Consider the following 26,652-nt stretch of genomic DNA (forward strand, 5'->3'; position numbering starts at 1 on the left):
CATGACAACGACACCCTCACGATTTGTGGCTGTGTGGCGCAAACTGCCTATTGTTCATCAGGTCCGCCAGTCGGTAGGGCTCCAGCGCGGCATGCTTGTTGCCGGGCTCATCTTGACGGGCATCTTCTTGCTGACGGCGCTCTTTGCTCCGCTGCTTGCTCCCTACGGTTTCTCGCAATTGCGCGACGACGAAGGTTCCTTTGGCGCACAGGTTCCTCCGGGTGGCCAGCACATTTTGGGTACCACCGTCGGTGGCTACGATGTGCTCTCGCGAGTGATTTGGGGTTCGCGTACCGCGCTGCTCGTGATCGTCGTAGCCGTTGCACTGTCGATCTTCGCCGGAGTACTTCTCGGTCTGGTCTCGGGTTACCTCGGCAGCTGGATCGACCGCGTTCTCGTGGTTATCTCCGACGCGGTGTATGCGTTCCCGACCCTCCTGCTCGCGATCGTTGCGGCCATTGCGATTAGCGGTGGCCAGTCGAGTTTCTGGGGTGGTGTGTTTGCGGCGGCGGTATCGATCACTGTGGTCTATATCCCGCAGTATTTCCGCGTCATCCGTGCTGAAACGGTGCGAATCAAGTCGGAGGCCTACGTCGAATCGGCGAAGGTCATCGGCTCGAGCACGCCGCGGATCATGTTCCGCCACGTGTTCCGCAATGCAACGCGCACCCTGCCCTTGATCTTCACGCTCAACAGCTCGGAGGCCATCCTGACTCTCGCGGGTCTTGGCTTCCTCGGCTTCGGTATTGAGCCATCCGCTGCGGCTGAGTGGGGTTACGACCTCAACAAGTCGATTTCGGATGTCACGAGCGGCATTTGGTGGACGTCACTGTTCCCCGGGCTTGCGATCGTTCTCGTGGTTCTCGGAATCACTCTGGTGGGGGAGTCGCTCAATGACCTCGCTGACCCCCGCTTGCGCACGCGTCGTCGTGCCGACCAGTCGGCGCCGGTTCTCGAAACCGCCGCTCTCTCGACGGTCGACCTTGAAGGCGATGCGAATTCTATTGACCCGCTGGAGGCTCGCTCATGAGCAACATTGTTGAGATCAGGAATCTCGAAGTAACGTTCGCGACCGATGGCGGAGACGTCAAAGCGGTCGATGACGTATCGCTGAGCCTTGCCCCCGGTGAGGTTCTGGCGATCGTCGGCGAGAGTGGCAGTGGCAAGAGTGTGACGGCCAAGTCTGTTCTCGGGCTGTTGCCCGAGACTGCCGTGTCACGCGGTGCCATTGTGCTCAATGGTAAAGAAGTTATTGGCATGTCCGGCAAGCGTTTGCGTGAGCTTCGCGGCGTGGACGTCGCGATGGTCTTCCAAGAGCCGTCCACAGCGCTCAATCCGGTTTTCACGGTCGGCTGGCAGATCGCGGAGGGGCTTCGCGCCCACGGCAATGTGAGCAAGCGCGCGGCGCGCACGAAAGCGATCGAGATCCTGCGCAAGGTGGGCATTCCGGAGCCGGAATCGCGGGTCGATTATTACCCGCACCAGTTCTCGGGTGGGCAAAAACAGCGTGTCGTCATCGCCATGGCGCTCGTGCTTGAGCCAGAGCTGATCGTGGCCGATGAGCCAACAACCGCTCTGGACGTCACGGTGCAGGCAGAAATCCTCGATCTGCTGCGCCGGTGCCGTGACGAGTTTGGCGCCGCGATCATCCTGATCACTCACAACATGGGCATCGTCGCCGATCTCTCCGATCGGGTTGCCGTGATGTATGAGGGCAAGCTCGTCGAGGAAGCCCCGGCCCAACAGTTGTTCGATTCTGCCAAGCACCCCTACACGCAGAAGTTGCTTGCAGCCGTTCCGCGTATTGGTTCTGGTGCTTCGCGGGCAGCGGCACGCGTGTCTGATCGTGTGGCCGCTGGCGGCGAAAAGGATGTCGAACCTGTCGTCATTGCTGCAAACCTTGAGATCGAATTCCCTGGCCGTTTCGGTCGCGCACCGTTCCGTGCCGTTGATCGCGTGAGTTTCACGATCTCACCCGGTGAGGTGCTTGGACTAGTCGGCGAGAGCGGTTCGGGCAAGACCACGATCGGTCGTGCCATTGGTGGGCTCAACAAGATCACCGGTGGTTCGTTGTCTGTTCTCGGCCACGAGATGCTGGGCTTCAAGGAACGTCAGTTCCGGCCGCTGCGCAGCGACATCGGGTTTGTCTTCCAAGACCCTGCCTCCAGCTTCAACCCGCTGCTCACGATCGCTCAGTGCGTTGCTGAGCCGCTGATCGTGCACGGTAAGGCCGAAGACCCGAATGATGCGCGCGGGCGGGTTGACGAGCTTCTCGAGGCTGTTCAGTTGCCGCGCGCTTTCGGCGACCGTTTCCCGCATGAGCTGAGCGGTGGACAGCGCCAGCGCGCCAGCCTCGCGCGTTCACTCGCGCTGCGGCCTCGGCTGCTGATCGCCGACGAACCGACGAGTGCGCTTGACGTGTCGGTTCAAGCGAAAGTGCTTGAGTTGTTCGCTGATCTTCAACGAGATCTCGGATTCGCCGCTCTGTTCATTAGTCACGATCTTGCGGTTGTCGACATGCTCTCCGATCGCATTGCGGTGCTCTACAAGGGGCAGCTGGTCGAGGAAGGCGTGGGGTCTGAGGTGCTCGGCAATCCGCAGCATCCGTACACTCAACGACTGTTGGCGTCGCTGCCCGTGCCGGATCCTCGCGAGCAGACCGAGCGCCGCGAAGCACTGAGGGCGCTGACTGCCGTAGATTATTGAGGTGACTTCTACTCAGCCCACCGTGAGCGCCCGCGACTTGTCGCTGCGTTACCCGTCACGGAACCCTGAAACGCGTTCGGTTGCCGTCAATGGGCTGAGTTTTGAGATTGCCGCTGGCGAAGTATTGACCGTCGTGGGCGAGAGCGGCTCGGGCAAGAGCACGCTCGCCAAAGCGATTGCCCTACACGCTGAGACGGGCGCCTACGGCTCGCCACTGTTCAGCGGGGGAGAGCTCACTGTGCTCGGCACCGAACTGCGCTCGGTGAGTCGGCGCAAGCGCGATCACTTGAGCTTGCGCGTGGGCTATCTGCCTCAGGATGCCGGTAATCACCTCAACAGTCGTCTCACGGTTGGCGAGAACATCGCCGAACCAATTTTCGTGCGCGATCGTCGTTTCAATCAAAGAGAAGCTGCCGAGGCTGTGGCGACCCTCATCGACACGGTGCGTTTGCCGCTCTCGGTCATGAACCGCTACCCGTACGAATTGAGCAAGGGGCAGCGTCAACGTGTTGCGATCGCCCGCGCCATGATCTTGGAACCGCAACTTCTCGTGGCCGATGACCCCACCGCTGGTATCGACGTCAACGTGCGCGCAGCCATCCTTGACCTCATCGTTGATCTGCAAGCGCAGCGCGAATTTTCGGCACTGCTGGTCACCGCTGACCTGGCCGCGGTTCGCCGGGTGGCGACGAATGTTGCCATCATGCATCGCGGCATCCTCGTCGGCACTGGAGAGTTGTCAGAAGTCCTTTCCGACCCGTGGCATCCCTACGTGAAGGGGCTCGCCAACTCACTTGTGGAGCTCGAACGTGACCAGCACTAGAGAAACAACGCCCGACATCACTCCCGTGCCTGCCTCGACCTGGTTGGTCGGCGGCTGGGGCGCTGACATGGAGTGCGAGTCCGAAGGCATCTCTGTCCTGCGCAGTAGGCCGGATGGATCGCTCGAACTCGCGCACCGCGTTGCGGACGTTCCCTCGGCATCCTTCATTGTGGTCGATGGTGACCGGGTATATTCGACGCTCGAAGGATCAGGCCAGGTCGCAGCATTCGACCGCGATGGCGAGACACTTAGCAATCCGGCGTTCACCGCCAGCGGCGGCCAGTACCCCTGCCACATCACGGTCCGTGGCTCCACGATCATTGCCGCAAACTATGGCACCGGCACGCTCGGAGTGATCGAAACCGGCACTGAGTCCACGGCGCTCGACACGCGTCAGGTCGTCGAGACTGTTGGCCTCGGTCCACGACCGCAACAGGAGGGGCCGCACGCTCACTCCTCCGTTTTTGTCGACGACAGCACGCTGTTCACTCTCGATTTGGGCGCCGACCTCATCCGCATTTTCAGCTACACCGATTTCGCGATAGAACAGATCGCCGAAGTCGCTACGCCGGCAGGGTTTGGTCCGCGCGATATCGTCGCGCGCCCCGGCAATCTGTTCTATGTGCTGGGGGAACACGGATGCGGCTTGCTCGTTGTCGAGTGGAAGAACCGTGCGCTGAAGCAACTGTGTTCCATCGCGCTGCCCGGTGCTGTGGAAGGCGACCAAGCCTCCGCAATCGCGATCTCTGCCGACGGCCGTTTCGCCTATGCCGGCGTGCGCCATAGTAACCAGATTGCGGTGATGACGATTGCTGACGATGGTCGCAGCGTTGCACCGCTCACTTCTGTGTCGTGCGAGGGGAACTGGCCGCGACACATCATCATGAGCGACGACATTCTTCACGTCTGCAACCAGTATTCGCACGAAGTGGCTAGTTTCAGAATTGATCCGAACGGTATTCCGCAGCTGATTGCCCCGCCAACCCGGGTACTTTCGCCAACATACCTCGCCAGAATCGTCTGATGGTTTTTGAACTGCGAAATCATTTGCTAAAGTAATTGAGTTGCACAGCGATCCTCGATAGCTCAATTGGCAGAGCAACGCACTGTTAATGCGTAGGTTCTTGGTTCGAGTCCAAGTCGAGGAGCTTATGAGTCCCGGCCACTAAGGTGGCCGGGACTTTGTGCGTTCCGGCCCTGGTGCATTGTGAGCGCAGGTACTCCGCGGGGAGTACCGAGACCTGCACCCGGCAGGCGATGTTCTCGCCGGGCGTGGCAACTAGCATCGAAGCATGCTCCCTTCTGCCTCACCACGCTCCCCGCGTTCGGCGAATGCAATGGTGGAGTCGCTCATGAAGGGCACCGGTTTCGGGCAACCCCGTTCGCGGCGGTCGCAACGACTGCGGCTCTGGTTGCCAGTGGCTATTTCTTTTGTTATTCAGGTGCCGCCCACGATCGCCAGCGTGTTGTGGGTCGAACCATCGTTGCTCGTGGGTATTGCTACGGTGACGCTCTCCGTTCTCGGGCCCGTGCTGCTTATCTGGGTGCGGCGCTATCCGGGGCCGATTGTCGCGATTCTCTCGGTGGCAGGAGCCGCCGACTTCCTTCTGGGCTACTCGTGGACCACTCCGCCCTACTTGGCTCTTGCCTTTGCGGTTGTTATCGCGATCTCGCATGGGGCACGCACGTGGACGTGGGTGTCGATGATTGTGGCGTGGGAGGGCACGTTGCTCGCCGCGCTGCTCGCAGGTGTTGCGCTCGAACCGCCGCGCGTCGTTGCGACAACGGTCGGACTTTTGCTCGTGCTGGGCTTCGCTGAAGCCAATCGTCGTCGTCTCGAGAACTTCGTGCAGTTTCAGAAGGCGTTCACAGATCGCCGGGAGCAAGAACTGCGGGAAGAACGAGTGCGTATCGCTCGCGAACTGCACGACGTTCTAGCTCATTCGCTCAGCCAAATCAATGTGCAGGCGGGCGTGGGGCTGCATCTCATGCACAAGCAACCCGAACAGGCTGAGGCGGCGCTGGCGAGCATCAAGAGTTCGAGCAAGGATGCGCTCGACGAGGTGCGCTCGTTGCTCGGCATGCTCCGTAACGAGGATGCCGCAGCCGGCGAGTTCGACACCGATGCGGTTCCGCCTGTGCCTGAACCTGACCTTTCACGGCTCGAGAGCCTCGCCGCCTCGGTTCGCACCCAGGGACTCACGGTCATCCTCTCGAACGACATCCCGGAGCAGACCCCAGCGGCGGTGCAACTCGCGCTGTTTCGCATTGCGCAGGAGTCGCTGACGAACGTGGTCCGCCACGCAGCGGCGACGGCGGCCACGGTTAGGTTAGTGATCGACGGAGACGACTATGTCGCTACTATTGCCGACAACGGTGTCGGTATCGATACCGACGGACACACAGCGGGGCGAGGGTTGTTGGGTATGCGCGAACGGGCCGAACTTCTCGGTGGCACACTCCGCGTGGCCGAAGCCAAGCCGCGCGGCACCGTGGTGACCGCCCGCATTCCGCGTCGTTCGGCATCCGCATGATCCGTGTTGTTGTTGCGGATGATCAGCAACTGATTCGCGCGGGCTTTCGAAGCCTGCTCAGCGCCGAAGATGACATCGAGGTCGTGGGCGAGGCTGCCACCGGAACCGACGTTATCGAGGTTGTGCGGCGCGAACGTCCCGATGTCGTGCTGATGGACATCCGGATGCCCGATGGTGACGGCCTCTGGGCAACCGAGCAAATTGCGACCATTCCCGACCTCGCTGAGACGCGCATCGTTGTCGTCACAACGTTCGAGGTCGATGAGTATGTCGCGCGGGCTATTCGCGCCGGAGCGAGCGGCTTTCTTGTGAAAGACACTGAGCCGGTCGAGCTGATCCGGGCGGTGCGTGTGGTCGCTTCCGGCGACGCCCTGCTGAGCCCTGGCGTGACAAAACGACTGCTCGAACGCTTTGCCCGCGGCTCACAAGTGGCGGTTGATGCCAGCATCCTGTCGGCGATCACCGAGCGCGAACGCGAAGTTCTTGCCCTGGTCGGGCAGGGGCTCACGAATGCCGAGATTGGCGTCAAGCTCTTTCTGAGCCCGCTGACGGCCAAAACTCATGTCTCCCGCATTATGTCTAAGCTCATGGCGCGCGACCGCGTACAACTTGTCGTCATCGCTTATGAGACCGGGCTGGTATCGCTGGGGCGGGCGGTGTGACGAGTTACGCGTCGAGCTGTTCCTCGGTGGGGAGCCACGAGAGGCCAGGCTGACCCCAGCCTTGCTTGCGGATCGCTTTCGCGGCGGCCTTGGCATCCGGTGCTTGCAGACGGTCGGCATAGAGCACGCCGTCGAGGTGATCGTATTCATGCTGAAAAATGCGGGCGAGCCAGCCCGACGCTTCGATTTCGAACGGCTGCTGCTGCAGGTCGAAGGCGCGCAGAATGACGCGGTCGGCACGCGCAAGCGGGTAGCGTTCGCCGGGGATCGAGAGGCAGCCCTCTTCGTCGGCTTCGTCAGCGTCGAGCACGGGAGTGGGGCTTTGCCAGAGTTCGGGATTGATGGCGACACCGTGCCAGTGCACGTCGTCATCATCTGTCCAGTCGTAGACAAATATGCGAAGGCCCACGCCCACCTGCGGGGCGGCCAAGCCGACGCCCGGCGCTTCTTCCATCGTCTCGATCATGTCGTTGACGAGAGTGGTGAGCTCGCTATCGAAGGCCGTTACCGGGTTCGCTGGAGTGTGGAGCACCGGATCGCCGGTGATAATGATGGGAAGAACGGCCATGTACCCAGAATATCCCGTGTGAACCGAGTACATTTGACGGGTGCCGCCGGACATCCTTGACCTCAGCGATCAGATAAGCCTGACGCCGCTGCAAGCGGTGGGCATCCCGCTAGCCCTCATCGGCGCGATCCTGTTGTCGCTGGGAGCACAGTTCCAACATCGTGGCGTTGCCCGCATGGAACAGCACCACGGTAGCGAAGCCAGCACTGGCCTCAACTTTTCCCAGATCAAGGCGCTGCTTGCCCGTCCGTCGTGGGTAATCGGCACGGCGTTCCTCGGGCTCGCCATCGTTTTTCAGCTCTCGAGCCTGTCGCTTTCCCCGCTCATGGTGGTGCAACCGCTCGGCGCCGTAGCGCTCGTTATGACAGCGATCATGAATTCCCGCATTACCAAAGTGCGTTTGGATGCCATTTCCATTCGAGCGATCGTGATGTGCGTTGTCGGCGTTGGCGTTTTCGTCGGAATCGCGGCGATGTTCGCGAAATCCACCGTTATTACGCAGCGTGAGCTCTCGATTGTGCTCATCGTGTTGGCGATCGTCTTGGCACTCTGGATCGTGCTGTTCCTGGTTTTCCGTAAGAACGCGTCACCGGTGTTTTACATCCTGGGCGCTGGCATGCTGTTTGGTTTCGTCGCGACGCTTGCGAAGGTTGTCATCGACCGGATCAAGACCATCGTCATTTCGGGGTCGGGGTTCGAGAGCACGGACTTTCTCACCATCCTGTGCATCGTCGGACTGATCGCGGCATCCCTTCTTGGTTCGTATTTTGTGCAGACGGCGTATGCATCGGGGCCGCCCGATCTCGTTGTTGCGGGGCTCACTGTCGTCGACCCCCTTGTTGCCGTAACCGTCGGCATCATCGTGTTGGGCGAAGCGGCGGATGCGCCGATGTGGGCAGTGATCGCGTTTGTGATTACGGGTGCCGTGGCCATTTTTGGCGTCTTCTCACTCTCTAAGCACCACCCGCAACTGAAGTCGTAGCATTTCGAGCAGCTCGGCTCAGCGACCCGTGGGTGCAGGCGCCGTGAGGTACGTTATTAGGTGCCGTTGACCTGACCGGGTCGTAAACAAGATGGCTCGTGACGCACAACTGTTAAGGAACTCTTCGACTGTGACTTCCGCTGTGAAACGCTCGCCCCATGAGGGCAAACCGCGACTTCGCATTCTGATCGGCGCCGACACCTTCTGGCCGCAAATTAACGGCGCGGCAACCTTCATTGCTCGATTGGCGGCTGGTCTCGCTGAGCGTGGTCATGACGTTCACATCGTGGCTCCCTCGTACTCCAATAAAAAGTTGGGCACGATGGTTGAGGAGCATGAGGGCCAGAAAATGACCCTGCACCGCCTCTATTCGTGGCGCTGGCTCGGCCACCCGTGGCTTCGGTTCATGATGCCGTGGCGGGTCAGGCAAAATTCGGCACGCATCCTTGATCAGGTGAAGCCCGATGTCATTCACTTTCAGTCGCACATTATCGTCGGTCGCGGCATGACGATCGAGGGCGAGAAGCGAGGAATTCGTCTCGTCGGCACTAATCACTTCATGCCCGAGAATTTGCTCGATCACGCCTACATCATCCCCAAGTTTTTGCGCCGAAAAGCTATTCAGGCGGGGTGGGCGGCTGCCGGGCGTTCCTTCTTGCGTGCCGCGTGGGTAACCACTCCGACCCGGCGCGCCGCCGAATATCTCGAAGCAAACACGAGCGTGCGCAACGTCGTAGCGGTGTCCTGTGGCATCAATGCCGATGGTTACAACGGCAATCTTGAGCCCAAGCCGGAGAACCTCATTGTGTTCTTAGGGCGTCTCTCCGACGAGAAGCAGATCGATAAACTCATTCGCGCTCTCGCGATTCTTGACCCTGCGCTCGACGCGAAGCTCGAGATCGTGGGCGGGGGAGAGCTCGAGGGAAAACTTCGCGCCCTCGCAACCTCGTTGGGTGTCGCGGATCGTGTCACCCTCACCGGATTTGTCGAGCAAGATCAACTGCGTGATGCGCTTCAGCGTGGTTCAGTGTTCGCGATGCCATCCATTGCTGAGTTGCAAAGCATCTCAACAATGGAAGCGATGGCTTCGGGGCTGCCCGTCGTTGCTGCCGATGCCATGGCTCTGCCTCACCTGGTTCACGATGGTGAGAACGGGTTCCTGTTCGAGCCCGGCAACGTTGAGGACCTGGCCGCAAAGCTCACCCGTGTGCTGTCGATGCCCGCGGATGAGGTTCTGAAGTTCAAGAAAGAAAGCTTGGCGATTGTGGCCGCCCACGACATCCAGCGCACCTTGGATACGTTTGAGAGCATGTATCGGGGCGAAGAAGTCTCTGCCGCTGTGTCATCGGGCAGAAAAAACGAGAGCGCCTCCTAATCGGAGACGCTCTCGTGGGAGCCACAGCAATCGGCTCGTGAGCGTAGGCGTGGAGCCTACTTCTTTGCGGGAGTGCGGTTTTCGGCCGACACCATCCAGGCGTACTGTTCGAGTGTTTCGAGGATGCCGTGCAGCAGATCCGCGCTCGTGGGGTCCTCTTCGTCAATAGGATCGTGCACTTCGCGGATAGTCGCGATGGTGCCTTCGAGGCGTTCCGTCAGCAGGTCGATGGTGTGCGTGGTGTCTACTTCACCAGCGGGAAACTCGGGGAGTGTGGTGGTAGCGGCAACGGTGTCGCTGCGGCCATCCGGTGTGGCGTGCAGTGCGCGCATCCGTTCGGCAATGGTGTCGCTGAAGCCGCGAGCGGCGTCAATGATCTCATCAAGCACGAGGTGGGTGTCGCGGAAGTTCTTACCGACGACGTTCCAGTGGGCCTGCTTGCCCTGGAGCTGAAGTTCGAGCAGTTCTACAAGAACCTGCTGAAGGCGATCCGCCAGCCCCTTGGACGCAGTGAAGCCTCGCTCAGCATTCTGCTGGCGGGTTTTGCGAGCCCCAGATTTGGCCGGACTTGTGGTCTGCGCTTTCTGTGAATCAGTCATGGTGCAACCGTACGAGCGTCGGTTTAGCACTGGCTTGGTGTTGCTTGGGAGGAAGCTGAGCGTGTGAGACTAGCTCGGGCGCGACTCGTGACTTAGGCTCGGATTTACCGTCCGATGTGAGGGAGAGCGCTGTGGCGATGAGATTTCTGTTGGTATTCGCTTGGCTCGTGCCGGCATTCATCGTCGTGCTCGGGCTCAATGCAGGCGCCACGATCTGGCATTACATGGAACCGCAGATGGGCGTAGTTCCGGATCCGGGTACCTACTACGTTGCCGTATTTACGGGACTCATAGCCCTGCTATTGAGCATCGCCGTAGCGATGGGCATCTCGATCCACGTGGGTAGTTCCCGCCCCAACGCGAACGCGAATGTTGCTTCATCCGATCGCTAGATCGGGCGCGGAGATTTCTAGTCCAGCACTGGTCTCTGCTCTGTGCTGTGGCGTGTGTTGACTCGCTGATTTTGCCGGTAACGTAGATACGCGCTCGCACTCGTGCGGGCACGGGGCGGTAGCTCAGCTGGTTAGAGCAGCGGACTCATAATCCGTCGGTCATGGGTTCAAGTCCCATCCGCCCTACATTTCGCGTTCACGCCAATCGCTTCTGACGCGCCCTCCGCCCCGGGGTGCTCACGGTGGCTCACACGAGAAGGGCCCCATCCGCTTCCGAATGAGGCCCTTTCGATCATGTCGTGTCTACTTGAGGAACGACAGAGGTTTTCCGTCGTAGTAGGCATACACGGAGTCATACTCGGCATAGATCACGCCGGCAACGTCGTTTCCGCCCTCGACTGTTGCGGCGATGAAGCACTGTTCAATCGTGGCGCCATCGGTGTCGAATTCTTTCGTGAACGACTGAGTTGTGCAGTCGTCCCAACCGATGACGGTGACGTCTTGAATCTTCTCGCTGTTGGCATCAACGGGGGAGAACCCCGTGTAATCGGCGTCGAAAGCGATCGAATCACCGGATACCTTCTGCTGCTCAACAGACAGGAACCACACGTTGTATCCCTTGAGCTGGGAAATCTGCTTGACGAGGTAATCCGTCTGCGCAGCTGTTGCTGGCTCGATGCTCACGAGACGTGCAGCGATTACTGCCGTCGCGTCATCAATTCCGGCATAGTCGTAGGATGCCCACTCACCGAGCTTCACGGTTGATCCGGGGGCTGCGACATCGCCAGAAGCGGTGCCGGTCGACTCCTCGGTGGTCTCCTCCGTTGGCTCGACTGAGGGCGCGGCAGCTTCCGGTACTTCTTCGCTGGCTGTGGCCGCGCATCCAGAGAGTGTGAGCCCGGCAATAATTGCCCAAGCGAAGGCGCTGCGTTTACGTGCTGATATCAACTGAGATCTCTTCCCCACCGCGTTGCGGTCGACGGCCCTGGCGCTCGAACGCACGCGTGCGTTTCCCCCGAGCTGCAGGGTCACATTGCAACAATGAATATTGCTTGTTTTTGAAGGTTACAAGGAAAAATCAGTTATTGCGAACTCACGAATGTGCGAACTCGCTAACGGCACGTCAGCCGTCGAGCCGCTCGGCTAGCTCGCTAATGCTCAGAACCGTTTCTGTTGGTGCGCGGAAATGGGGAGGATACAGCGAGTCTCCTCGGTTCACCCACACCGTCGAGAGTCCAGCTTCCGCGGCTCCGTGGATGTCCCACGGATGGACCGCCACGAGGTACGCCGATCCGTGAGCATGGGCGTTGGTGCGGGTGAGCGCATCCTCGTAAGCGCCACGCGCCGGCTTCCACGGCGCGTGTTCTTCCACGGACAGGGTGCCATCGACTAGATCTGACAACCCTGCTTCGCGTAATAGCCGCTCCGCGGTGCTGGCGGGGCCATTGGAGAGCGTAAAGAGTCGGTGCCCAGCAGCGTGGAGAGCGCGGATGCCGGGCGCAACGTCGTCGTGAAGCTGAACTGTGGAGAAGGCGTCGAGTACGGCATCCACAGAGCTTTCTAATGAGCCGGTGAGCGGAAGTCCGCGGAGGATGTCGCGCGCATTAGTCTGTGCGATTTCAAGAAAACGCGCCTGGCTGCCGGTTGAGGTGAGGGCGAAGCCGTCCCGCAGTACCGTGTTGAACCAGGTAGCGGACACTCCACGTCCGGCGCCGATAGCCTCGAATGCATCCCCGACGGGCGTCAGATCTGACAGCGTCTCGTTGACGTCGAAGAAGATCGTGACAGGCTTGTTTGTCATCTCACACCGGCTTTCTGTGCCCGATCGCCGCCGCGGGAATGCGGAGGCAACCTCGAGCACTGAGGCCTACGGTACGCGCAGTAGCGAGCGTTTGCCTGAGATCCAAAACACCAGAGAACCGAACGCGAGCATGACGACCACGATGAGGCCGACGTAGAAGAAGACGCTGCCGTAGCCGGTGTCGGGGTGCAGGAATGGATACGGCACCCAACCATCTGTTGCGCCCCGAACGAGAACAACGACGACCCAGACGATGGGGTAGATCAGCACGATCCAGAGGCGATTAAAGGCGATGCGGCCGCGGTCGGAGAAGAGAATCCAATCGGCCAAGGCATATATGGGCGTGATGATGTGCAGTGCCGCGTTCGCCCAGGCGACAGGAACGCCGCCGGCTGCACCGAGTGGGGCGAGCAGCGTCGCATACACGACCCCGACGATGATGATGTAGGTCGTCACCGAAGCGCGCGCGATATTCAGGGCCGGCGAAGCAACCTCGCCCCGCAGAGCGACAACCGCGATGACCGCGTACACGACCGCAAGGATGATGTTGGACTGAATGGTGAAATACCCGAACATGTTGAACGGGTTAATCACGGTGCGACCTGCTGCCTCGGCAACGGTTGCGATTACTGCGGCGGTGACGAGAGCGGCAATCGCTAAGCGCAATACGGCGACGATAACGGTGCCGTTTCGGGTTTCGGGTGTGGCGAGTTTGGTGGCGTAGGTCATAGTTCCCCTCGAACTAAAGCAAGTATGTGCATGACTATATCGGAGCGAATCGCCGGCCGCGGATCAGGCACACTGCGGGGTGAAATCAGCGTGCCGCGACGAGGTACAGCGCACTTCTCCGAGCGGATAAAAAAGCCGGTCAGGCGGTAAGTGCTTTCCTCTGAGGAATGAGCTATGGTCGAGATGATCACGCCAACTGAGACAAGGGGAAGCGGAATAATCATGGCTGGAAGATCGCCTAGAGGAAGCACCAAAAAGGAAGCCAAGCTGTCTATCAAAGACAAGCGGGCACACAAGCGGGCCAAGCTCGAGGACACCGGCTTCATCAAGCCGCGTAAGGGCCGCTAACGGCCCACCAACCGAACTCGTCAGGTTCCACACTCAAGCCGGATGAGTTCAGCGTGGCGGCGCGCAGTCGCAGGCACGGAAATCCCGTGTCCCTTCAGTGCGCCTCCGCCGCCACGCACCCTTACCCGATCGCTCGGAGTGGCTAGTTGCGCACCTTGCCGCGACCAAAGATCAGCCACAGGATTGAGCCGAAGATCGACAGGAAGAAGGCGACCAAGATCCACACGAACTTGCCGAGCACACCGTGATTGTTGCTCTTGGCGATCGAAACGACGGTGATGATGAAGATGATCAGGCCGACGATGCCAAAACTGAAGCTAATAGGTTCCATGGTCTAAATCTATCGGGCGTGGCACTATCAAGTTATGAGTTTGCTGGATGCAGCGTGGCAATCCCTTGGGGAAGATGCCGCCGCCCTCGCGTTAGTGCGCGACCAAGGCACAGCTGTGCCCCTGACAGGAGTGCTGCCCTCTGGCCGCTTCGTTCATGACGCCATGGCTACGGCGTCGTTTTCTGCGTCGCTGCTGGCAGCGCGGAGGGTCGGATGCGCGGTGCCTTCCGTCGAACTCAATCCGCTCAAAGTGGCGACTGCCGTCACGAGCGACAAACACTTTCGGCAGGATGGCGAACCGGTAGCGGCGTGGGCTGAGCTCTCTGGCTTTTGGCCCTGCAGCGACGGTTGGGTTCGCACCCACGCCAACTATCCACATCATCGCGCAGCGCTGCTGAGCGCTCTCGAACTGCCCTCCGAGACAGGCGCCGACGAGTTCATGCTCGCCCTCCACCCCATGGCCGCGGCCGACGTTGAAGAGAAAGTTGTCGCCGCCGGGGGAGTCGCGACCGTCGTGCGCACCGCAGAGGAGTGGGCCGAGCATCCGCAAGCCCAAGCGTTGGCCGGACTGCCCGTTGTCGAGCTGACCTCGCTCGGTGATACCGAATCTGCCCAGCTCACCGAGACAACCGTCGATGCCCCGCTGGCAGGCCTGCGCGTGCTCGACCTCACTCGCGTGATTGCCGGGCCCGTCGCGGCACGAACCTTGGCGCTGTGGGGCGCCGACGTTCTGCGCATCGACAGCCCGCGGCATCCCGAAATCCCGTGGCAGCACCTCGACACCGGCGCAGGCAAACGCTCAGCCCTGCTCGACCTCGACGACGACACCGACCGAGCAACGTTCGAGAAACTGCTTGAGACCGCGGATGTCGTACTCACCGCCTACCGCCCCGGTTCTTTAGATAAGTTCAGACTTTCGCCCGCGGCTCTCGCCGAGCGCCGCCCGGGAATTATCGTGGGCCGCCTCAGCGCGTGGGGAACGGCCGGACCGCTGGCCGAACGCCGCGGCTTCGACAGCATCGTGCAGGCGGCGACGGGAATCGCGTTGGCGGAGGGTGAAGGCAAGGGAACGCCGGGCGCCCTGCCGGCGCAGGCTCTGGATCATGCGGCCGGTTATCTGCTTGCTGCCGGAATCACGACGGCGGTGCGTCGCCGCATCGATGTGGGTCATTCGTGGCTCGTGGACGTGTCGCTTGCGCGACTGGCGACCGAACTCGTGCAGCAGCGTCGTCCGCGGCACGCGCCAACGGCAACCGCTGGCTTCACGCCGACGGTGACAACTCACGATGGGGTGACCAGTGCGGTGCCTGCACCGGCCTACGCGGGCGGCCCTGGACGCTTCACGGCTCCCGCTGTTGCGTGGGGTTCGAGCGAAGCAGCATGGCTCTCGTGATGTGGTGTTGTCTGCTCGCGTGATGCGCTTCTTCAGGGTGATCGATCTGTCTTTCCTGAAATAATCCCGTGTCGGCGGTGGTTGGCATGATGGACTTCAACAAGGATGGACTTATGACTGACACTGCTGCACCCACGATCACGCCCGAAGCTAAGCTCGCAACTTTTCGCGAACGTCGCGACCAGGCGGTCGTGCAGCAGAATGGCAACCTTGCGCTGACCAACACGCAGTGGGTCGACGCCGAGCAGACCATTTGGGGTGTGCCCGGCACGTGGGCTCCGCACGAGGATGGCCTCACGGTCACCGCCACCGCAGAAGACAACATTGTTGTCGACGGCACGCTTGTTGAGGGCAGCGCCGTTGTGCGCAGCAAGAGCCACGAGAACCCGAGCGCCATCGTCTTTGGCGAGACCGTCACGGGTTTCGTCATCAAGGCTCCTGAGGGCAACCACGCGCTGCGCGTCTGGGACACCAACTCGCCCGCCATTCAAGAGTTCGGCACGATTGATGCCTACGCCTACAACCCGGACTGGGTCATCAAGGCCACCTTCACGCCCAACCCCGAGGGCACAACGCTTGGTTTCGAGCACATCAAAGACAACGGTCAAGAGCGTGAGCAGCCGATTCCCGGTGACATTTCCTTCACGAAGGATGGCGTTGACTATAGCCTTGCCGCGTTCAAGTCGGGTCGCGCCCTTCAACTCGTCTTCGCGGATGCCACGAGCGGCGTTGACACCTACAGCGTTGGCCGTTTCCTCTTCGTTGCGCCCAACCCCGACGGAACGATCGTTCTCGACTTCAACCTCGCGATCCTGCCGCCCTGCGCTTTCAGCTACAACTTCAACTGCCCCATGCCTCCGAAGCAGAACCGTTTCGCGGTCGCCATTGACGCTGGCGAAAAGAACGTACTGAAGAAGGACGGCTCGCTGCTGCACGAGTAGCTGGTTTTGGGCGGTTGGGCAGGGGGATCGCACGGCCTGGCCTGGCCGCCGAACAACTACAGGCGCGGCGAGTGCGACTCCAAGAATTCAAACACTTCGGTGGTGTCAACCCCGGGATACATTCCCGTGGGCATTGCCGCGAGCAGCGAGCTGTTGAGCCGCGCGCTCGGGATCGAATGCTGCGCCCAGCGTGACGACAGGTTCTCGGGTGCGCTGCGGCAGCATCCGTCATCTGGACACGTCGACACGGCACGATTCGTCGTGTCGCGCCCACGGAACCACTTTGCTGACGCGAACGGCGTGCCCAGGCTCACCGAGAAATCACCGCGGCGACCCGACTGGATGCGCGACGTGCACCAGTAAGTTCCGCCTGGCTTGTCGGTGTACTGGTGGTACGGGCTGAAGCGGTCCTCGACGTCAAAGACTTGGCGCGCGCTCCACTGCCGGCACACGATTTGTCCCTCGATCGCGCCAAGCGCATCCGTCGGAAACGCAGCGCTGTCGTTCTCGTAGGCCTTCGAAATCGTGCCACCCTCGTGCACCTTCAAGAAGTGCACGGGAACGCCCAAATGTTCGGTCGCCAGGTTGGTGAAGCGGTGGGCCGCCGTCTCGTAGGGCACGGCAAAAGCATCCCGCAGATCCTCCACCGAGAGCTCGCGCTGCGCCTTCGCCGCAGTGAGAAACTCGACCGCTGTCTTCTCGGGCACCATAAGGGCGGCAGCGAGATAGTTTGTCTCCACTCGCTGGTAGAGAAACTCTGAATAGTCAGCGGGTTCTCGGATGCCCAACACATGCCCCGCAAGTGCCTGCAGCAGCGTCGAGCGCGGGTCTGTGCCCTCAGCCTGCGCGACGGGCAGATAGATGCGGCCGTTGCGCAAATCCGTGACGCTGCGCGTCGTCGCGGGCAGGTCGGGCACATAGTGCAGCGAAAACCCGAGGTGCGAGGCAAGGTCGGAGGCGACCCGCTGAGAGAGCGGTCCGCCCGTGTGGCCAACAGCATCCAACAGTTCACGAGCGGTTACTTCAAGTTCGCCAAAGTAGTTGTTGCGCTTGCGCATCATGCGCCGCAGTTCGGTGTTGGCGCGGCGGGCTTCCTCGGGCGTTGCCGCACGTTCGCGGTGGAGGCGCTGCAATTCGTCGTGCAATCCGAGCACGGTTTCGATTGCCTCATCGCTGAGGGTCTTGCGCACCGGCAGCTCGGGCAGCGCGAGCGAGTTGTAGAGCGGGCCACGCTGCGCGCGTTCGAGAGCGATCTCGAGGGCAGCACGCCGTGACGGCGGCTCTGGGCTCAGCAGTTCATCCACCGACACCTCAAAGAAGCGGGCGATTTTCTGCAGCTCACTAAGTTTGAGCTCTCGCTTGCCGTTCTCGATAACGGAGACCTGAGAGGCCGCACGCTCGAGCGCGGCACCGAGGTCATCGAGGGTGAGACCGCGATCGGTGCGGAGTTGACGGATGCGGCGGCCAACGGTGAGGGAATCGAACATGTCCTCATCGTCTGCCTGCGTACGCGTGCGTGGGGTCATCCGAACATCCTCCTTGATGGCCTTCTGTCGAAAAACAGAAGAATCATGATAATTCTGCAATAAATCGTGGTGAAGAACTAGTGCAGGGGCACCAGAGTCGAAGAAACGAAGTACCGATGAACCACTGACGAAGGAGCCAGCAATGACGAACAACCGCCCCGGCGACCAAAACCAGACCGCAGCCGAACTCGAAACCGAGTGGAAGACGGATGCGCGCTGGAACGGAATCGAACGCGATTTCAGCGCCGAAGACGTCATCGCCCTCCGCGGAAGTGTTCGGGAAGACCGCACGCTTGCTCGTCGCGGCGCCGAGAACCTCTGGAATCTCCTGCAGCGCGATAACACCGAATGGGTCGCCGCGCTGGGAGCGCTCACCGGCAACCAGGCCGTGCAGCAAGTGCGCGCCGGGCTCGAAGCGATCTACCTCAGCGGTTGGCAGGTTGCCGCCGACGCCAACCTCTCCGGCCAGACCTACCCCGACCAGAGCCTCTACCCGGCCAACAGCGTTCCGGCCGTTGTGCGCCGCATCAACAACGCGCTGATGCGGGCCGACCAGATCGAGACCGCCGAGGACGGCGCTCCCCGGATCGATTGGATGGCACCGATCGTTGCCGATGCGGAAGCCGGCTTTGGCGGGCCCCTGAACTCCTACGAGCTCATGTCATCCATGATCGAAGCCGGAGCGGCCGGCGTGCACTGGGAAGACCAGCTCGCGTCAGAGAAGAAGTGTGGCCACATGGGCGGAAAGGTTCTCATTCCGACCGCGCAGCACGTTCGCACTCTCAACGCGGCTCGACTCGCGGCCGATGTTGCGGGTGTCTCGAGCATCATCATTGCTCGCACCGACTCTCTTGCTGCTGACCTCATCACCAACGATGTGGATGACCGCGACAAGCCATTCTTGACGGGGGAGCGCACCAGTGACGGCTTCTACCGCACCACTCCGGGCATCGAAACGGTCCTCAGTCGCGGCCACGCCTACGCGCCCTATGCAGACCTGCTCTGGGTGGAGAGTGCGAAGCCCGATCTAGAGCTGGCGCGCACCTTTGCGGAAAGCATCCACAAGGAGTTCCCTGGCAAGAAGCTCGCCTACAACTGCTCGCCATCGTTCAACTGGAAGCGTCACCTCGACGACGACCAGATCGCGAGCTTCCAGCGCGAGTTGGCTGCTATGGGTTACGCCTTCCAGTTCATCACCCTTGCCGGGTTCCACGCCCTCAACCACTCGATGTACACCCTGGCTAGGGGCTACAGCGAGCGTCACATGAGTGCGTATGTGGAACTGCAAGAGGCAGAGTTCGCGTCTGAAGCAGACGGCTACACGGCAACGCGCCACCAGCGCGAGGTCGGAACAGGGTACTTCGATCGCATCGCGACGGCCCTCAACCCCACGAGCGAAACCCTCGCCCTCGTCGGCAGCACCGAAACGGCGCAATTTCATTAAACCGGCACCGCCACTAAGCCGGCAACACCACCCCTCGACTACACAACTTTCTAAGGACAGATAATGACTACTCGCAGAATGGAACCGATCGCTGAATCGGAGGAACGATTCGACGACATCCTCACTCCGGATGCACTGCATTTCCTTACGCGGCTGCACGACCAGTTCGCTGGTCGCCGCCATGACCGCCTCGCGGCTCGCATGGAGTCGCGCAAGCACATCACCAACGGACGCAACTTGCGCTTCTTGCCCGAAACCGCGGCGATTCGCGAGGACGACAGCTGGCGTGTTGCCGGCGCAGGTCCTGGACTCGATGACCGGCGGGTTGAGATCACCGGGCCGACCGATCGCAAGATGACCGTCAACGCCATGAACTCGGGTGCGAAGGTATGGCTTGCCGATCAGGAAGACGCGACAAGCCCGACGTGGCACAACGTCATCGGTGGGCAAATCAATTTGCACGACGCGATCCGTCGTCAGATCGACTTCACGACCCCCGAGGGCAAGAGCTACGCTCTCGGCGAGGAGACGCCCACAATCGTGATGCGACCACGTGGGTGGCACCTGGTAGAAAAGCACCTCCGGTACACCGACCGGGCAGGGTTGCGCACGCCGGCATCCGGCTCGCTCGTTGACTTCGGGCTATACATATTCCATAACGCGCACGAACTCATCGAGCGCGGCAGTGGCCCGTACTTTTACATCGCCAAAATCGAGAATCACCTTGAAGCGCGCCTGTGGGATGACGTGTTCACGTTCGCCGAAAACGCTCTGAACATTCCCCACGGCACGATTCGCGCGACGGTGCTGATCGAGACGATTCCTGCGGCGTTCGAGATGGAAGAGATCCTGTACGAGCTGCGCGAACACTGCGCTGGCCTCAATGCTGGTCGCTGGGATTACATCTTCTCGATCATCAAGAACTTCCGCGGTCGTGGGGCGAGCTTTGTGCTCCCTGACCGTTCCGCCATCACGATGACGGTGCCGTTCATGCGGGCCTATACCGAGCTGCTCGTTGCGACCTGCCACAAGCGGGGAGCACATGCCATCGGCGGCATGAGCGCGTTCATTCCGAACCGTCGAGACCCTGAAGTGACCGCTCGTGCCCTCGACGCTGTGACGCGCGACAAGCGCCGCGAGGCCACCGATGGCTTCGATGGCACCTGGGTCGCGCATCCGGATCTCATCCCCACCGCCCGCGCCGAGTTCGATGCGGTATTGGGGGAGCGCCCCAACCAGGTTGATCGCCTGCGCGACGATGTTCATGTGACGGCGGAGGACCTGCTCGACCTGCGCATCGACGGTGCAGTGACGGATGCCGGAGTGCGTTCCAACGTCTCCATTGCGCTGCGCTACATCGAGAGCTGGCTCCGCGGAGTCGGCGCCGCTGCGATCGACAACCTGATGGAGGACGCCGCGACCGCTGAGATCAGCCGCAGCCAACTCTGGCAGTGGATGCACCAGCACGTGGTGACGGCGGAGGGCACTCCCATCACACACCGCAGCATCGAGGAGGAGCTCGCCCACGTGTTCGCCACGATCGAGCGCACACCAGGCGATCGTTTCGATGAGGCCGCTGCGGTCTTCCGCGAAGTAACGCTGGAAGAGGAGTTCCCCACCTTCCTCACCCTCAGCGCCTACAGCAGCTACCTCGTAGAACAGCCCCGCGAGAACGCCGCCTGACGCGCCCATGGGCTAGCCGCGCGATACTTTCGGCTGATCAATGAGGATCACGAAAGCGCGGCTAGCCCGTGACTCGCGCGAGCAGATAAGCGGCCGCTGTCGGCGCAGCACGGCAGACTAGTCACGTGTACCTCGTGCTCGCGACTAGCGGCCGCACCCTCACCGCCACACGCGTGGATGCTGCGGGAGCGGTTGTTGGCGAACTCGCTGTCGAGAATCTGGCGGCGTTTGTCGCGCAGACGCAAGCTGCGCAGCCTGACACTCGGTGGGTGTGGCATGACACGGCGGCGTGGTATCCGTCGCTGCTCGAGGCTCGCGTGCGCGTCAATCGCTGTTTCGACCTGCGGTTGTGTCACGCCATTCTGCGCAATTCGGTGTTCACCCGGGAATCCACGCTGGCACGGGCCCGAGCCGGCAGCTGGGACGCCCTAGCTCAGGCTGGGCATGCGGCCCCCGTGGATCCGCTCAGGCCGCAACATTCAACACTGTTCGACTTCGACGATGACGCTCAGGCAGTAGCTGATGGCGAGCTCGATGTTCTGGCCGAATTTCTTCGGCAGCTCGATGCGGTAGCAACGTCGCGCGAGACCGGGCGGCTGCAACGGCTTCTTTCGGCAGAGTCGGCGGGTGCGCTCATTGCCGCCGAGATGCGATTCGCTGGGCTCCCGTGGAGTGCCCAAGCCCACGATGAAATTCTCACCGAGATGCTCGGACCGCGACCGAGCGTAGACGGCGAGCGGCCAGCAAAGCTTCAAGCGCTCGTCGACGAGATCCGCCTCAGGCTCGACTCGCCACGATTGGCGCCGGAATCTCCCGCTGAACTCCTGAGGGCGTTGAGCGTCGCAGGCATTCAGGCGACCACGACCCGGTCGTGGGAGCTCAAACAGTTGAAGCATCCGGTGATCGCACCGCTTCTCGAGTTCAAGAAGCTGCAACGTCTCATGACGGCCAATGGATGGTCGTGGCTCGACTCGTGGGTTGTCGACGGGCGCTTTCGTCCCGACTATGTTCCCGGCGGTGTCGTGACCGGCCGTTGGGCGACCAGCGGCGGTGGGGCCCTGCAGCTGCCGCATCTCATTCGCGGGGCGGTCAGGGCCGATCCGGGGTGGAAGTTTGTCGTCGCGGACGCGTCTCAGCTCGAGCCTCGCATCCTGGCGGCGATGGCCGGTGACCGCGGAATGGTCGCAGCCGGAGCATCCGGTGATCTCTACGAAGGCATCGTGGCGAGTGGAGCTGTCGACACCCGCGCCCACGCTAAACTCGCGATGCTCGGCGCAATGTATGGTGCCACCTCGGGGGAGAGCGGCCGACTGATGCCGCGGCTCGCTCGGGCCTACCCGCAGGCGATTGCTCTCGTCGAGCAGGCAGCTCGAGCCGGTGAGCGAGGCGAAGTCGTGAGCACGCAACTTGGCCGCAGTTCACCTCCGGGGAAACATGCCGCAGCGTATGACGACTCTCAGTCTCCGGCGCAACGAGCTGCCTCGCAAGAACGGGGGCGGTCGTGGGGCCGCTTTACGCGAAACTTTATCGTGCAGGGAACCGCTGCAGAGTGGGCGCTCTGCTGGATGGCGAGCATCCGTAATCGACTCAGTCAGCTTTCGGATTACGCCTGGCTTACCGACGCACCACATCTCGTGTTTTTCCTGCACGATGAGGTCGTGGTGCACGCTCCGGCCGAGCTGGCAGACAGCGTCGCCGAGCACGTGACCGCAGCGGCGGCGGATGCCGGGCGCCTCATATTTGGCGACATCCCCGTCACATTCCCGCTCACGACCGCTATCGTCGATCGCTACGATCACGCCAAATAGCGGCGCGCACGCAGCCGCGAGATTCTAGCGGGAAGCATCGTTCGGATCGGTTAGGCGATCGCCGCTTCGTTCGCCGGGGCAGCCGTCGCCGGGCGACCCCTTTTGGGCTTGGTGAGGTTCAGGGGAAACGCTTCAACGAGGCCACGTGATTGGGCGGTCGTCAGTGCCGCCTCAACGTGGTCAAGCCAGCGCAATTCGGCCTGGGCGTGGGCGAAGAGTGAATCGGTGACGAGTTGCTCAGCAAATTGGCTGGCATCTAGAGCGTCTTCCCGTACCTCAACGGTGAGCGAGAGAGCGTCGATGGCGCCCCGTGTTGCCTGACGCTGGTGCTCGATCACGGTGTGCGCGTCAACGCCGGGCAGTGTGACGGCGATAGCGAGTTTGATGGCGAGTTCATCGCGACTGACGGAGTAGCTGTCGACGGGGCTGTTGAGCCAGTGCTCGGCTTCGGCCTTCCCCGCGTCCGTAATCGTGTAGTAGGTCTGTTGCGTAGCATCAGGTCCCGAGTCAACGGGTGCGCTTGTCTTCGTCACGAGGCCATCCCGCACGAGTCGGTCGAGCGTGTTGTAAATCTGCCCAACATTGAGCGGCCAAGTTGATCCGGTTCGCCGGTCGAATTCGGAACGCAACTGATAGCCGTAGCAGGGGCCCTGCGCCAAGATTGAGAGCAAACTGTGGCGGATTGACATGCCAGACCTTCCGGGTAAGTCGATACTGAGTATGTAGTAATTGACCATAGCGACGGGGTGGATGCTCGGCCGCTACTGCCCGGTGTGTCGGTTTCTTCGAGCCGAAGTAGCGCCGCCATTGTGGTATCGGGGCCGATATTTCAGGATGGATTAACGGAGCCCAACACGGCGGATTTCCTGACAGAACGTCCACGCCCGCGCCGTATGCGCTGGATGAACTGGACTCTTCGCCGCGGATTTCGTGCAGACCGACTTGTAGCCCCATACTCATCTGCGTGAGTGATGCCCCCGTAGCCGCCGCAGCGGCCCAGCCTGTTCCTGAGTCGATCAACGATCGCGAATTCATCTTGACCTCGTCATCGGGAAGCGCCGTCTCTACGACTTCTCCTACGCGATTCCGCTATCACCAAGACGGCCAGATGGTCTGGGGTGAGTACTACGGAGACACCGTCGCTCTCGGGCGCTTCGTCGGTCGTCGCGATGGCGATGTTGTGTCGATTCGCTTTGCTCACCGCCTGGCCGCAAGCGACGACGTCGTGCTCGGAATGGCCTCAAGCACCATCCGTTGGAACGCCGACGGCAAGCTTGAGCTGTTCGAAGAGTTCGAGAAAAATGGCGAAGCTCAGGTCAGCATTTGCGTCGAGGCAGATCGCCGTGGCGCGTGGCCAGAGCTTGACCCTGCTCAGCGCAGCAGTCCTCAGCTTGACGGCACCACCTTCATCCTCGAAGAGTCGACGGCGAGTACTGTCAGCGCCGAGCCAACCCAGTTCGAGTTCGACGAGAACTCCGGCGTTGTCTGGGGTTTCTACTTCGGTGACACCGTGACGGCTGGTCGGTGCGTCGGTCGTTACCGCGACGGTGTGCTCGATGAGTTCTTCGTTCACCACGTCATCGCGAGCGACGCGACCCTGCTGGGCGACAGCAGCACGAGTCTCGGATCACGTGCCGATGGTCGCCTTGAGCTCGTCGAGGAGTTCGTGCTCGATGGCGTGCCCGGCAAGAGCGTGTGCGTTCAGGTCGTCTAGCGCGCTAGTTGTTGAGCCCCGCGCGGTTGGGGTCTGCCCGCGTAAAGCGGGTGAGGCCCAGCTGTGCTGGCTCTTGCGGCCGCTCGGGCAGGTCCGAGGGCAGCAGGTAGGGCCGTTGGAAGACCTCATCGAGTACCAGCACGGTCTCGAGTGACTTCACTTCGGGGAGCACGGAGAGAACGCCCACGATGAAGTCGTGAATCGCGCCGACCTCGTGTCCGCGAATCAACAGCATTGCGTCGTGTTCGCCCGTCGTGATGCGGCAGGACTCGATTTCGGTCATGTTGGTGATGCGGTCGCGAAAGCTCGCCCAGGTTTGCGGATGCACCGAGAGAAACACGAGCGCGCAGATGCCGAGCCCCGCTTTAGCGGGATCAATTTGGGCGCTGAAGCCGGTAATGACGCCGTCTGACATCAGCTGTTCAACGCGCGTGTACACATTGGCGCGGGAGACATTTACCTTCTCTGCGAGAGCCGACATTGATATTCGTCCGTTATAGCGGAGTTCACTCAATATCTTCAGGTTGATCTCGTCCAATTCCGACGGAGATTGTCCAGTGGTGGGTGAGCCGTTAGTGCCTTTACTGGACATATTGTGTGAAATCTCCCTCATGTTTAACTCATGGTCTGAATGATTGCGCCTTTGATTGGACAGACTAGCGGGAATTGTGCCAATCTCAAGCACAGCCGTCCAGAGGCTGTTCTATAACCACCAAGGAGTTCCCTTTGCGCACTAAGTTCCGCTACGTAGCGGCCGCATTCGGGCTAACTGCATCACTGGCACTCGCCGGTTGCGCTGCAGCAGCACCCGAAGCAAGCGACAGCATCGTTATTGACACCGCTTTCACGCTCGAGACCAGCGACCCTGGTCGCAACTACGTGCCCACCGGGTACATGGTGTCGAAGGCTCTCTACGAGACTCTCCTCGACTTCGCCGGCTCCGACGAGTCGACCCCCGTTGATGGCCTCGCCTCCTATGAGTCGAACGAAGACGCAACAGTCTTCACCTTCACGCTCAATGATGGTCGCGTCTTCTCCGACGGTTCAGCAATCACTGCTGACGACGTTGTCTTCTCGCTCAACCGCGTCGCCGGTATGACCGAGAGCAAGGCGAACTTCTTGATGAACGGCATCACCGTCACCAAGATCGACGACATGACCGTCGAGCTCAGCACGGAGACCCCGTCGCTCAAGCTCCCCGCCCTCATGACTAACCCGTCGCTCGCCATCCTGAACTCCGCTCTCGTTATTGAAAACGGTGGAACGACCGATGATTCGGATGCTGCTGAAGCATTCTTGAACGAGACGTCGGCTGGTTCCGGTCCGTACATCCTCGACACGGTCAACTTCGAGTCGCAGGTAGTGCTCACCGAGAACGAGAACTACAACGGTGATGAAGACATCGACTTCACTCGCGTTGTCATCCGTAACGTTTCTGAGGCTGCAACCCAGAAGATCAACCTTGAGGGCGATGACTCGCAGGTAGCCGTTGACCTCAGCGGTGACCAGGTCGCCAGCTTGAGCGATGGCATCAACGTGTTCTCGACTCCGTCGGCACAGACCATCTTCTTGCTGATCAACCAGAGCGAAGAAGTGGGTGGAGTTACCTCCAACCCCGACTTCGCTAACGCCGTTCGCTACGCCCTCGACTACCCGGCTCTCCTTGAGCTTGCTGGTGCAGGTTCCGAGCAGGCAACTGGCGTAATCCCGCCGTCGTTCCTCGGCGCGCTGGAGAGCGGTGTTGAGCAGGACCTCGATGCTGCAGCAGCATCGCTCGACGCATCCGGCTACGACGGTGAGAGCATCACCCTCGAGTACCCGAACGACTACCCGGTTGGTGGCGTGAGCTTCACCCCGCTCGCTGAGCGTATTCAGTCGCAGCTTGCGGATGCTGGAATAACCATCGAGCTCGCTCCGGCACCGTTCACGACTCAGATCGACAGCTACGTCAACGGAACCGAAGCTTTCAGCATCTGGTTCTGGGGCCCTGACTACGCCGACTCGGCCAACTTCCTGCCGTTCTCGGCCGGACAGAAGGTCGGACTGCGCGCTGGTTGGACTGCCGAGCAGGACAGCGACGTTGTGAACCTCGCTGCAGCAGCAGAGAACGCCACGAACTTCGACGAGCGCGAGACTGCCTTCAGCAACTTCGCTGAAGCGCTGCAGCAGCGTGGCCCGTTCGTTCCGTTGATCGTTCCTGGCTCGAACATTGCGACCGCCTCGTACATTGATGGAGTTGCCTACAACTCCACATGGACGATGGACATCGCTGAACTGCAAGCTAAGTAGAAAG

25 protein-coding genes and 2 tRNA genes are annotated in these 26,652 nt (G+C 61.1%); 18 read left to right on the forward strand and 9 right to left on the reverse strand.

Annotated elements, in window-relative coordinates; translation table 11 throughout:
• Position 1: 1 nt before the first annotated feature.
• The 7 genes from I6E51_RS07315 to I6E51_RS07345 all read left to right on the forward strand — a co-directional run bounded on the left by I6E51_RS07315 (position 2) and on the right by I6E51_RS07345 (position 6,725).
• A complete protein-coding gene (locus tag I6E51_RS07315) occupies positions 2 to 1,030 on the forward strand; it encodes an ABC transporter permease (RefSeq protein WP_197109851.1) in 1,029 nt (342 codons plus the stop codon).
• Positions 1,027 to 2,706 carry an ABC transporter ATP-binding protein gene (locus tag I6E51_RS07320; RefSeq protein WP_197109852.1) on the forward strand — a complete coding sequence of 560 codons (1,680 nt, stop codon included), beginning with the start codon at positions 1,027 to 1,029 and terminating at the stop codon, positions 2,704 to 2,706. The genes I6E51_RS07315 and I6E51_RS07320 overlap by 4 nt, the downstream gene beginning before the upstream one ends.
• 1 nt (position 2,707) lies before the next feature.
• Complete coding sequence (locus I6E51_RS07325; protein WP_307783859.1) at positions 2,708 to 3,529, forward strand: ABC transporter ATP-binding protein; 822 nt, start codon at positions 2,708 to 2,710, stop codon at positions 3,527 to 3,529.
• A complete protein-coding gene (locus I6E51_RS07330) occupies positions 3,516 to 4,553 on the forward strand; it encodes a beta-propeller fold lactonase family protein (protein WP_197109853.1) in 1,038 nt (345 codons plus the stop codon). The genes I6E51_RS07325 and I6E51_RS07330 overlap by 14 nt, the downstream gene beginning before the upstream one ends.
• A 51-nt stretch (positions 4,554 to 4,604) precedes the next feature.
• A tRNA-Asn gene (locus tag I6E51_RS07335) sits at positions 4,605 to 4,677 on the forward strand.
• A gap of 144 nt (positions 4,678 to 4,821) precedes the next feature.
• Positions 4,822 to 6,063: a sensor histidine kinase gene (locus I6E51_RS07340; protein ID WP_197109854.1), complete on the forward strand. Its 1,242-nt coding sequence runs from the start codon at positions 4,822 to 4,824 to the stop codon at positions 6,061 to 6,063.
• On the forward strand, positions 6,060 to 6,725 hold the full coding sequence (locus tag I6E51_RS07345; RefSeq protein WP_197105800.1) for a response regulator transcription factor: 666 nt from the start codon (positions 6,060 to 6,062) through the stop codon (positions 6,723 to 6,725). Before I6E51_RS07340 ends, I6E51_RS07345 begins: the two co-directional genes overlap by 4 nt.
• A 4-nt stretch (positions 6,726 to 6,729) precedes the next feature.
• Here I6E51_RS07345 and def read toward each other — a convergent pair whose 3' ends face one another.
• On the reverse strand, positions 6,730 to 7,293 hold the full coding sequence (def, locus tag I6E51_RS07350) for a peptide deformylase (RefSeq protein WP_197105799.1): 564 nt from the start codon (positions 7,291 to 7,293) through the stop codon (positions 6,730 to 6,732).
• Positions 7,294 to 7,333: 40 nt separating this feature from the next.
• On the opposite strand from def, the gene I6E51_RS07355 reads away from it, so the two are divergent.
• The gene (locus I6E51_RS07355; RefSeq protein WP_197105798.1) at positions 7,334 to 8,275 is read left to right on the forward strand and encodes a DMT family transporter; all 942 of its coding nucleotides are present in this window, start codon (positions 7,334 to 7,336) and stop codon (positions 8,273 to 8,275) included.
• Positions 8,276 to 8,405: 130 nt separating this feature from the next.
• A complete protein-coding gene (locus I6E51_RS07360; RefSeq protein WP_307783860.1) occupies positions 8,406 to 9,650 on the forward strand; it encodes a glycosyltransferase in 1,245 nt (414 codons plus the stop codon).
• A gap of 56 nt (positions 9,651 to 9,706) precedes the next feature.
• Here the strand turns inward: I6E51_RS07360 and I6E51_RS07365 are convergent, their stop codons facing one another.
• Positions 9,707 to 10,249, reverse strand: coding sequence for a Dps family protein (locus I6E51_RS07365; RefSeq protein WP_197105796.1), 543 nt, complete (start codon positions 10,247 to 10,249; stop codon positions 9,707 to 9,709).
• 131 nt (positions 10,250 to 10,380) lie between these two features.
• Between I6E51_RS07365 and I6E51_RS07370 the strand changes: the two genes are divergently transcribed.
• The gene (locus tag I6E51_RS07370; RefSeq protein WP_197109855.1) at positions 10,381 to 10,641 is read left to right on the forward strand and encodes a hypothetical protein; all 261 of its coding nucleotides are present in this window, start codon (positions 10,381 to 10,383) and stop codon (positions 10,639 to 10,641) included.
• A gap of 112 nt (positions 10,642 to 10,753) precedes the next feature.
• A tRNA-Ile gene (locus I6E51_RS07375) sits at positions 10,754 to 10,827 on the forward strand.
• Between the two features lie 117 nt (positions 10,828 to 10,944).
• On the opposite strand, the gene I6E51_RS07380 is transcribed toward I6E51_RS07375, so the two are convergent.
• From I6E51_RS07380 to I6E51_RS07395, 4 genes are all read right to left on the reverse strand, one after another.
• On the reverse strand, positions 10,945 to 11,589 hold the full coding sequence (locus I6E51_RS07380; protein ID WP_197109856.1) for a hypothetical protein: 645 nt from the start codon (positions 11,587 to 11,589) through the stop codon (positions 10,945 to 10,947).
• A 175-nt stretch (positions 11,590 to 11,764) separates the two neighbouring features.
• Positions 11,765 to 12,442, reverse strand: coding sequence for a haloacid dehalogenase type II (locus tag I6E51_RS07385; RefSeq protein ID WP_197109857.1), 678 nt, complete (start codon positions 12,440 to 12,442; stop codon positions 11,765 to 11,767).
• A 66-nt stretch (positions 12,443 to 12,508) separates the two neighbouring features.
• Positions 12,509 to 13,171, reverse strand: coding sequence for a Pr6Pr family membrane protein (locus tag I6E51_RS07390; RefSeq protein WP_197109858.1), 663 nt, complete (start codon positions 13,169 to 13,171; stop codon positions 12,509 to 12,511).
• A gap of 490 nt (positions 13,172 to 13,661) precedes the next feature.
• Positions 13,662 to 13,850, reverse strand: coding sequence for a PLDc N-terminal domain-containing protein (locus I6E51_RS07395; RefSeq protein ID WP_197105791.1), 189 nt, complete (start codon positions 13,848 to 13,850; stop codon positions 13,662 to 13,664).
• A 34-nt stretch (positions 13,851 to 13,884) separates the two neighbouring features.
• On the opposite strand from I6E51_RS07395, the gene I6E51_RS07400 reads away from it, so the two are divergent.
• On the forward strand, positions 13,885 to 15,243 hold the full coding sequence (locus tag I6E51_RS07400; protein ID WP_197109859.1) for a CoA transferase: 1,359 nt from the start codon (positions 13,885 to 13,887) through the stop codon (positions 15,241 to 15,243).
• 113 nt (positions 15,244 to 15,356) lie between these two features.
• Complete coding sequence (locus I6E51_RS07405; protein ID WP_197109860.1) at positions 15,357 to 16,184, forward strand: DUF1684 domain-containing protein; 828 nt, start codon at positions 15,357 to 15,359, stop codon at positions 16,182 to 16,184.
• Between the two features lie 56 nt (positions 16,185 to 16,240).
• Here I6E51_RS07405 and I6E51_RS07410 read toward each other — a convergent pair whose 3' ends face one another.
• Complete coding sequence (locus tag I6E51_RS07410) at positions 16,241 to 17,710, reverse strand: helix-turn-helix transcriptional regulator (RefSeq protein ID WP_197109861.1); 1,470 nt, start codon at positions 17,708 to 17,710, stop codon at positions 16,241 to 16,243.
• A gap of 142 nt (positions 17,711 to 17,852) precedes the next feature.
• Between I6E51_RS07410 and aceA the strand changes: the two genes are divergently transcribed.
• From aceA to I6E51_RS07425, 3 genes are all read left to right on the forward strand, one after another.
• A complete protein-coding gene (aceA, locus tag I6E51_RS07415; protein ID WP_197109862.1) occupies positions 17,853 to 19,154 on the forward strand; it encodes an isocitrate lyase in 1,302 nt (433 codons plus the stop codon).
• 63 nt (positions 19,155 to 19,217) lie between these two features.
• Positions 19,218 to 20,837 (forward strand): malate synthase A, encoded by a 1,620-nt coding sequence (gene aceB / locus I6E51_RS07420; RefSeq protein WP_231599684.1) that lies wholly within the window; start codon positions 19,218 to 19,220, stop codon positions 20,835 to 20,837.
• 125 nt (positions 20,838 to 20,962) lie between these two features.
• A complete protein-coding gene (locus tag I6E51_RS07425; RefSeq protein ID WP_197109863.1) occupies positions 20,963 to 22,645 on the forward strand; it encodes a bifunctional 3'-5' exonuclease/DNA polymerase in 1,683 nt (560 codons plus the stop codon).
• Positions 22,646 to 22,695: 50 nt separating this feature from the next.
• Here the strand turns inward: I6E51_RS07425 and I6E51_RS07430 are convergent, their stop codons facing one another.
• On the reverse strand, positions 22,696 to 23,334 hold the full coding sequence (locus I6E51_RS07430) for a PadR family transcriptional regulator (protein ID WP_197109864.1): 639 nt from the start codon (positions 23,332 to 23,334) through the stop codon (positions 22,696 to 22,698).
• Positions 23,335 to 23,609: 275 nt separating this feature from the next.
• Here I6E51_RS07430 and I6E51_RS07435 point away from each other — a divergent pair, with 275 nt between their 5' ends.
• Entirely contained in the window at positions 23,610 to 24,359 is a 750-nt protein-coding gene (locus I6E51_RS07435; protein ID WP_307783861.1) for a hypothetical protein, read from the forward strand.
• Between the two features lie 4 nt (positions 24,360 to 24,363).
• Here I6E51_RS07435 and I6E51_RS07440 read toward each other — a convergent pair whose 3' ends face one another.
• Positions 24,364 to 24,972, reverse strand: coding sequence for an Lrp/AsnC family transcriptional regulator (locus tag I6E51_RS07440; protein WP_307783862.1), 609 nt, complete (start codon positions 24,970 to 24,972; stop codon positions 24,364 to 24,366).
• Positions 24,973 to 25,085: 113 nt separating this feature from the next.
• Here I6E51_RS07440 and I6E51_RS07445 point away from each other — a divergent pair, with 113 nt between their 5' ends.
• Positions 25,086 to 26,648, forward strand: a complete 1,563-nt coding sequence (locus I6E51_RS07445) for an ABC transporter substrate-binding protein (RefSeq protein WP_197105783.1) — start codon at positions 25,086 to 25,088, stop codon at positions 26,646 to 26,648.
• Positions 26,649 to 26,652 lie beyond the last annotated feature (4 nt).

Origin of the sequence: Salinibacterium sp. NSLL17 (assembly GCF_015864935.1) — a bacterium.
In the GTDB taxonomy this organism is placed as follows: Bacteria; Actinomycetota; Actinomycetes; order Actinomycetales; family Microbacteriaceae; genus Rhodoglobus.

Coding starts and splice junctions, on each gene's coding strand:
- I6E51_RS07395 (WP_197105791.1), bottom strand. CDS start 13,850: ATGGAACCTATTAGCTTCAGTTTTGGCATCGTCGGCCTGATCATCTTC.
- I6E51_RS07320 (WP_197109852.1), top strand. CDS start 1,027: ATGAGCAACATTGTTGAGATCAGGAATCTCGAAGTAACGTTCGCGACC.
- I6E51_RS07385 (WP_197109857.1), bottom strand. CDS start 12,442: ATGACAAACAAGCCTGTCACGATCTTCTTCGACGTCAACGAGACGCTG.
- I6E51_RS07440 (WP_307783862.1), bottom strand. CDS start 24,972: ATGAGGGAGATTTCACACAATATGTCCAGTAAAGGCACTAACGGCTCA.
- I6E51_RS07315 (WP_197109851.1), top strand. CDS start 2: ATGACAACGACACCCTCACGATTTGTGGCTGTGTGGCGCAAACTGCCT.
- I6E51_RS07390 (WP_197109858.1), bottom strand. CDS start 13,171: ATGACCTACGCCACCAAACTCGCCACACCCGAAACCCGAAACGGCACC.
- I6E51_RS07365 (WP_197105796.1), bottom strand. CDS start 10,249: ATGACTGATTCACAGAAAGCGCAGACCACAAGTCCGGCCAAATCTGGG.
- I6E51_RS07405 (WP_197109860.1), top strand. CDS start 15,357: ATGACTGACACTGCTGCACCCACGATCACGCCCGAAGCTAAGCTCGCA.
- I6E51_RS07400 (WP_197109859.1), top strand. CDS start 13,885: ATGAGTTTGCTGGATGCAGCGTGGCAATCCCTTGGGGAAGATGCCGCC.
- def (WP_197105799.1), bottom strand. CDS start 7,293: ATGGCCGTTCTTCCCATCATTATCACCGGCGATCCGGTGCTCCACACT.
- I6E51_RS07430 (WP_197109864.1), bottom strand. CDS start 23,334: ATGTCAATCCGCCACAGTTTGCTCTCAATCTTGGCGCAGGGCCCCTGC.
- I6E51_RS07340 (WP_197109854.1), top strand. CDS start 4,822: ATGCTCCCTTCTGCCTCACCACGCTCCCCGCGTTCGGCGAATGCAATG.
- I6E51_RS07345 (WP_197105800.1), top strand. CDS start 6,060: ATGATCCGTGTTGTTGTTGCGGATGATCAGCAACTGATTCGCGCGGGC.
- I6E51_RS07410 (WP_197109861.1), bottom strand. CDS start 17,710: ATGACCCCACGCACGCGTACGCAGGCAGACGATGAGGACATGTTCGAT.
- aceB (WP_231599684.1), top strand. CDS start 19,218: ATGACTACTCGCAGAATGGAACCGATCGCTGAATCGGAGGAACGATTC.
- aceA (WP_197109862.1), top strand. CDS start 17,853: ATGACGAACAACCGCCCCGGCGACCAAAACCAGACCGCAGCCGAACTC.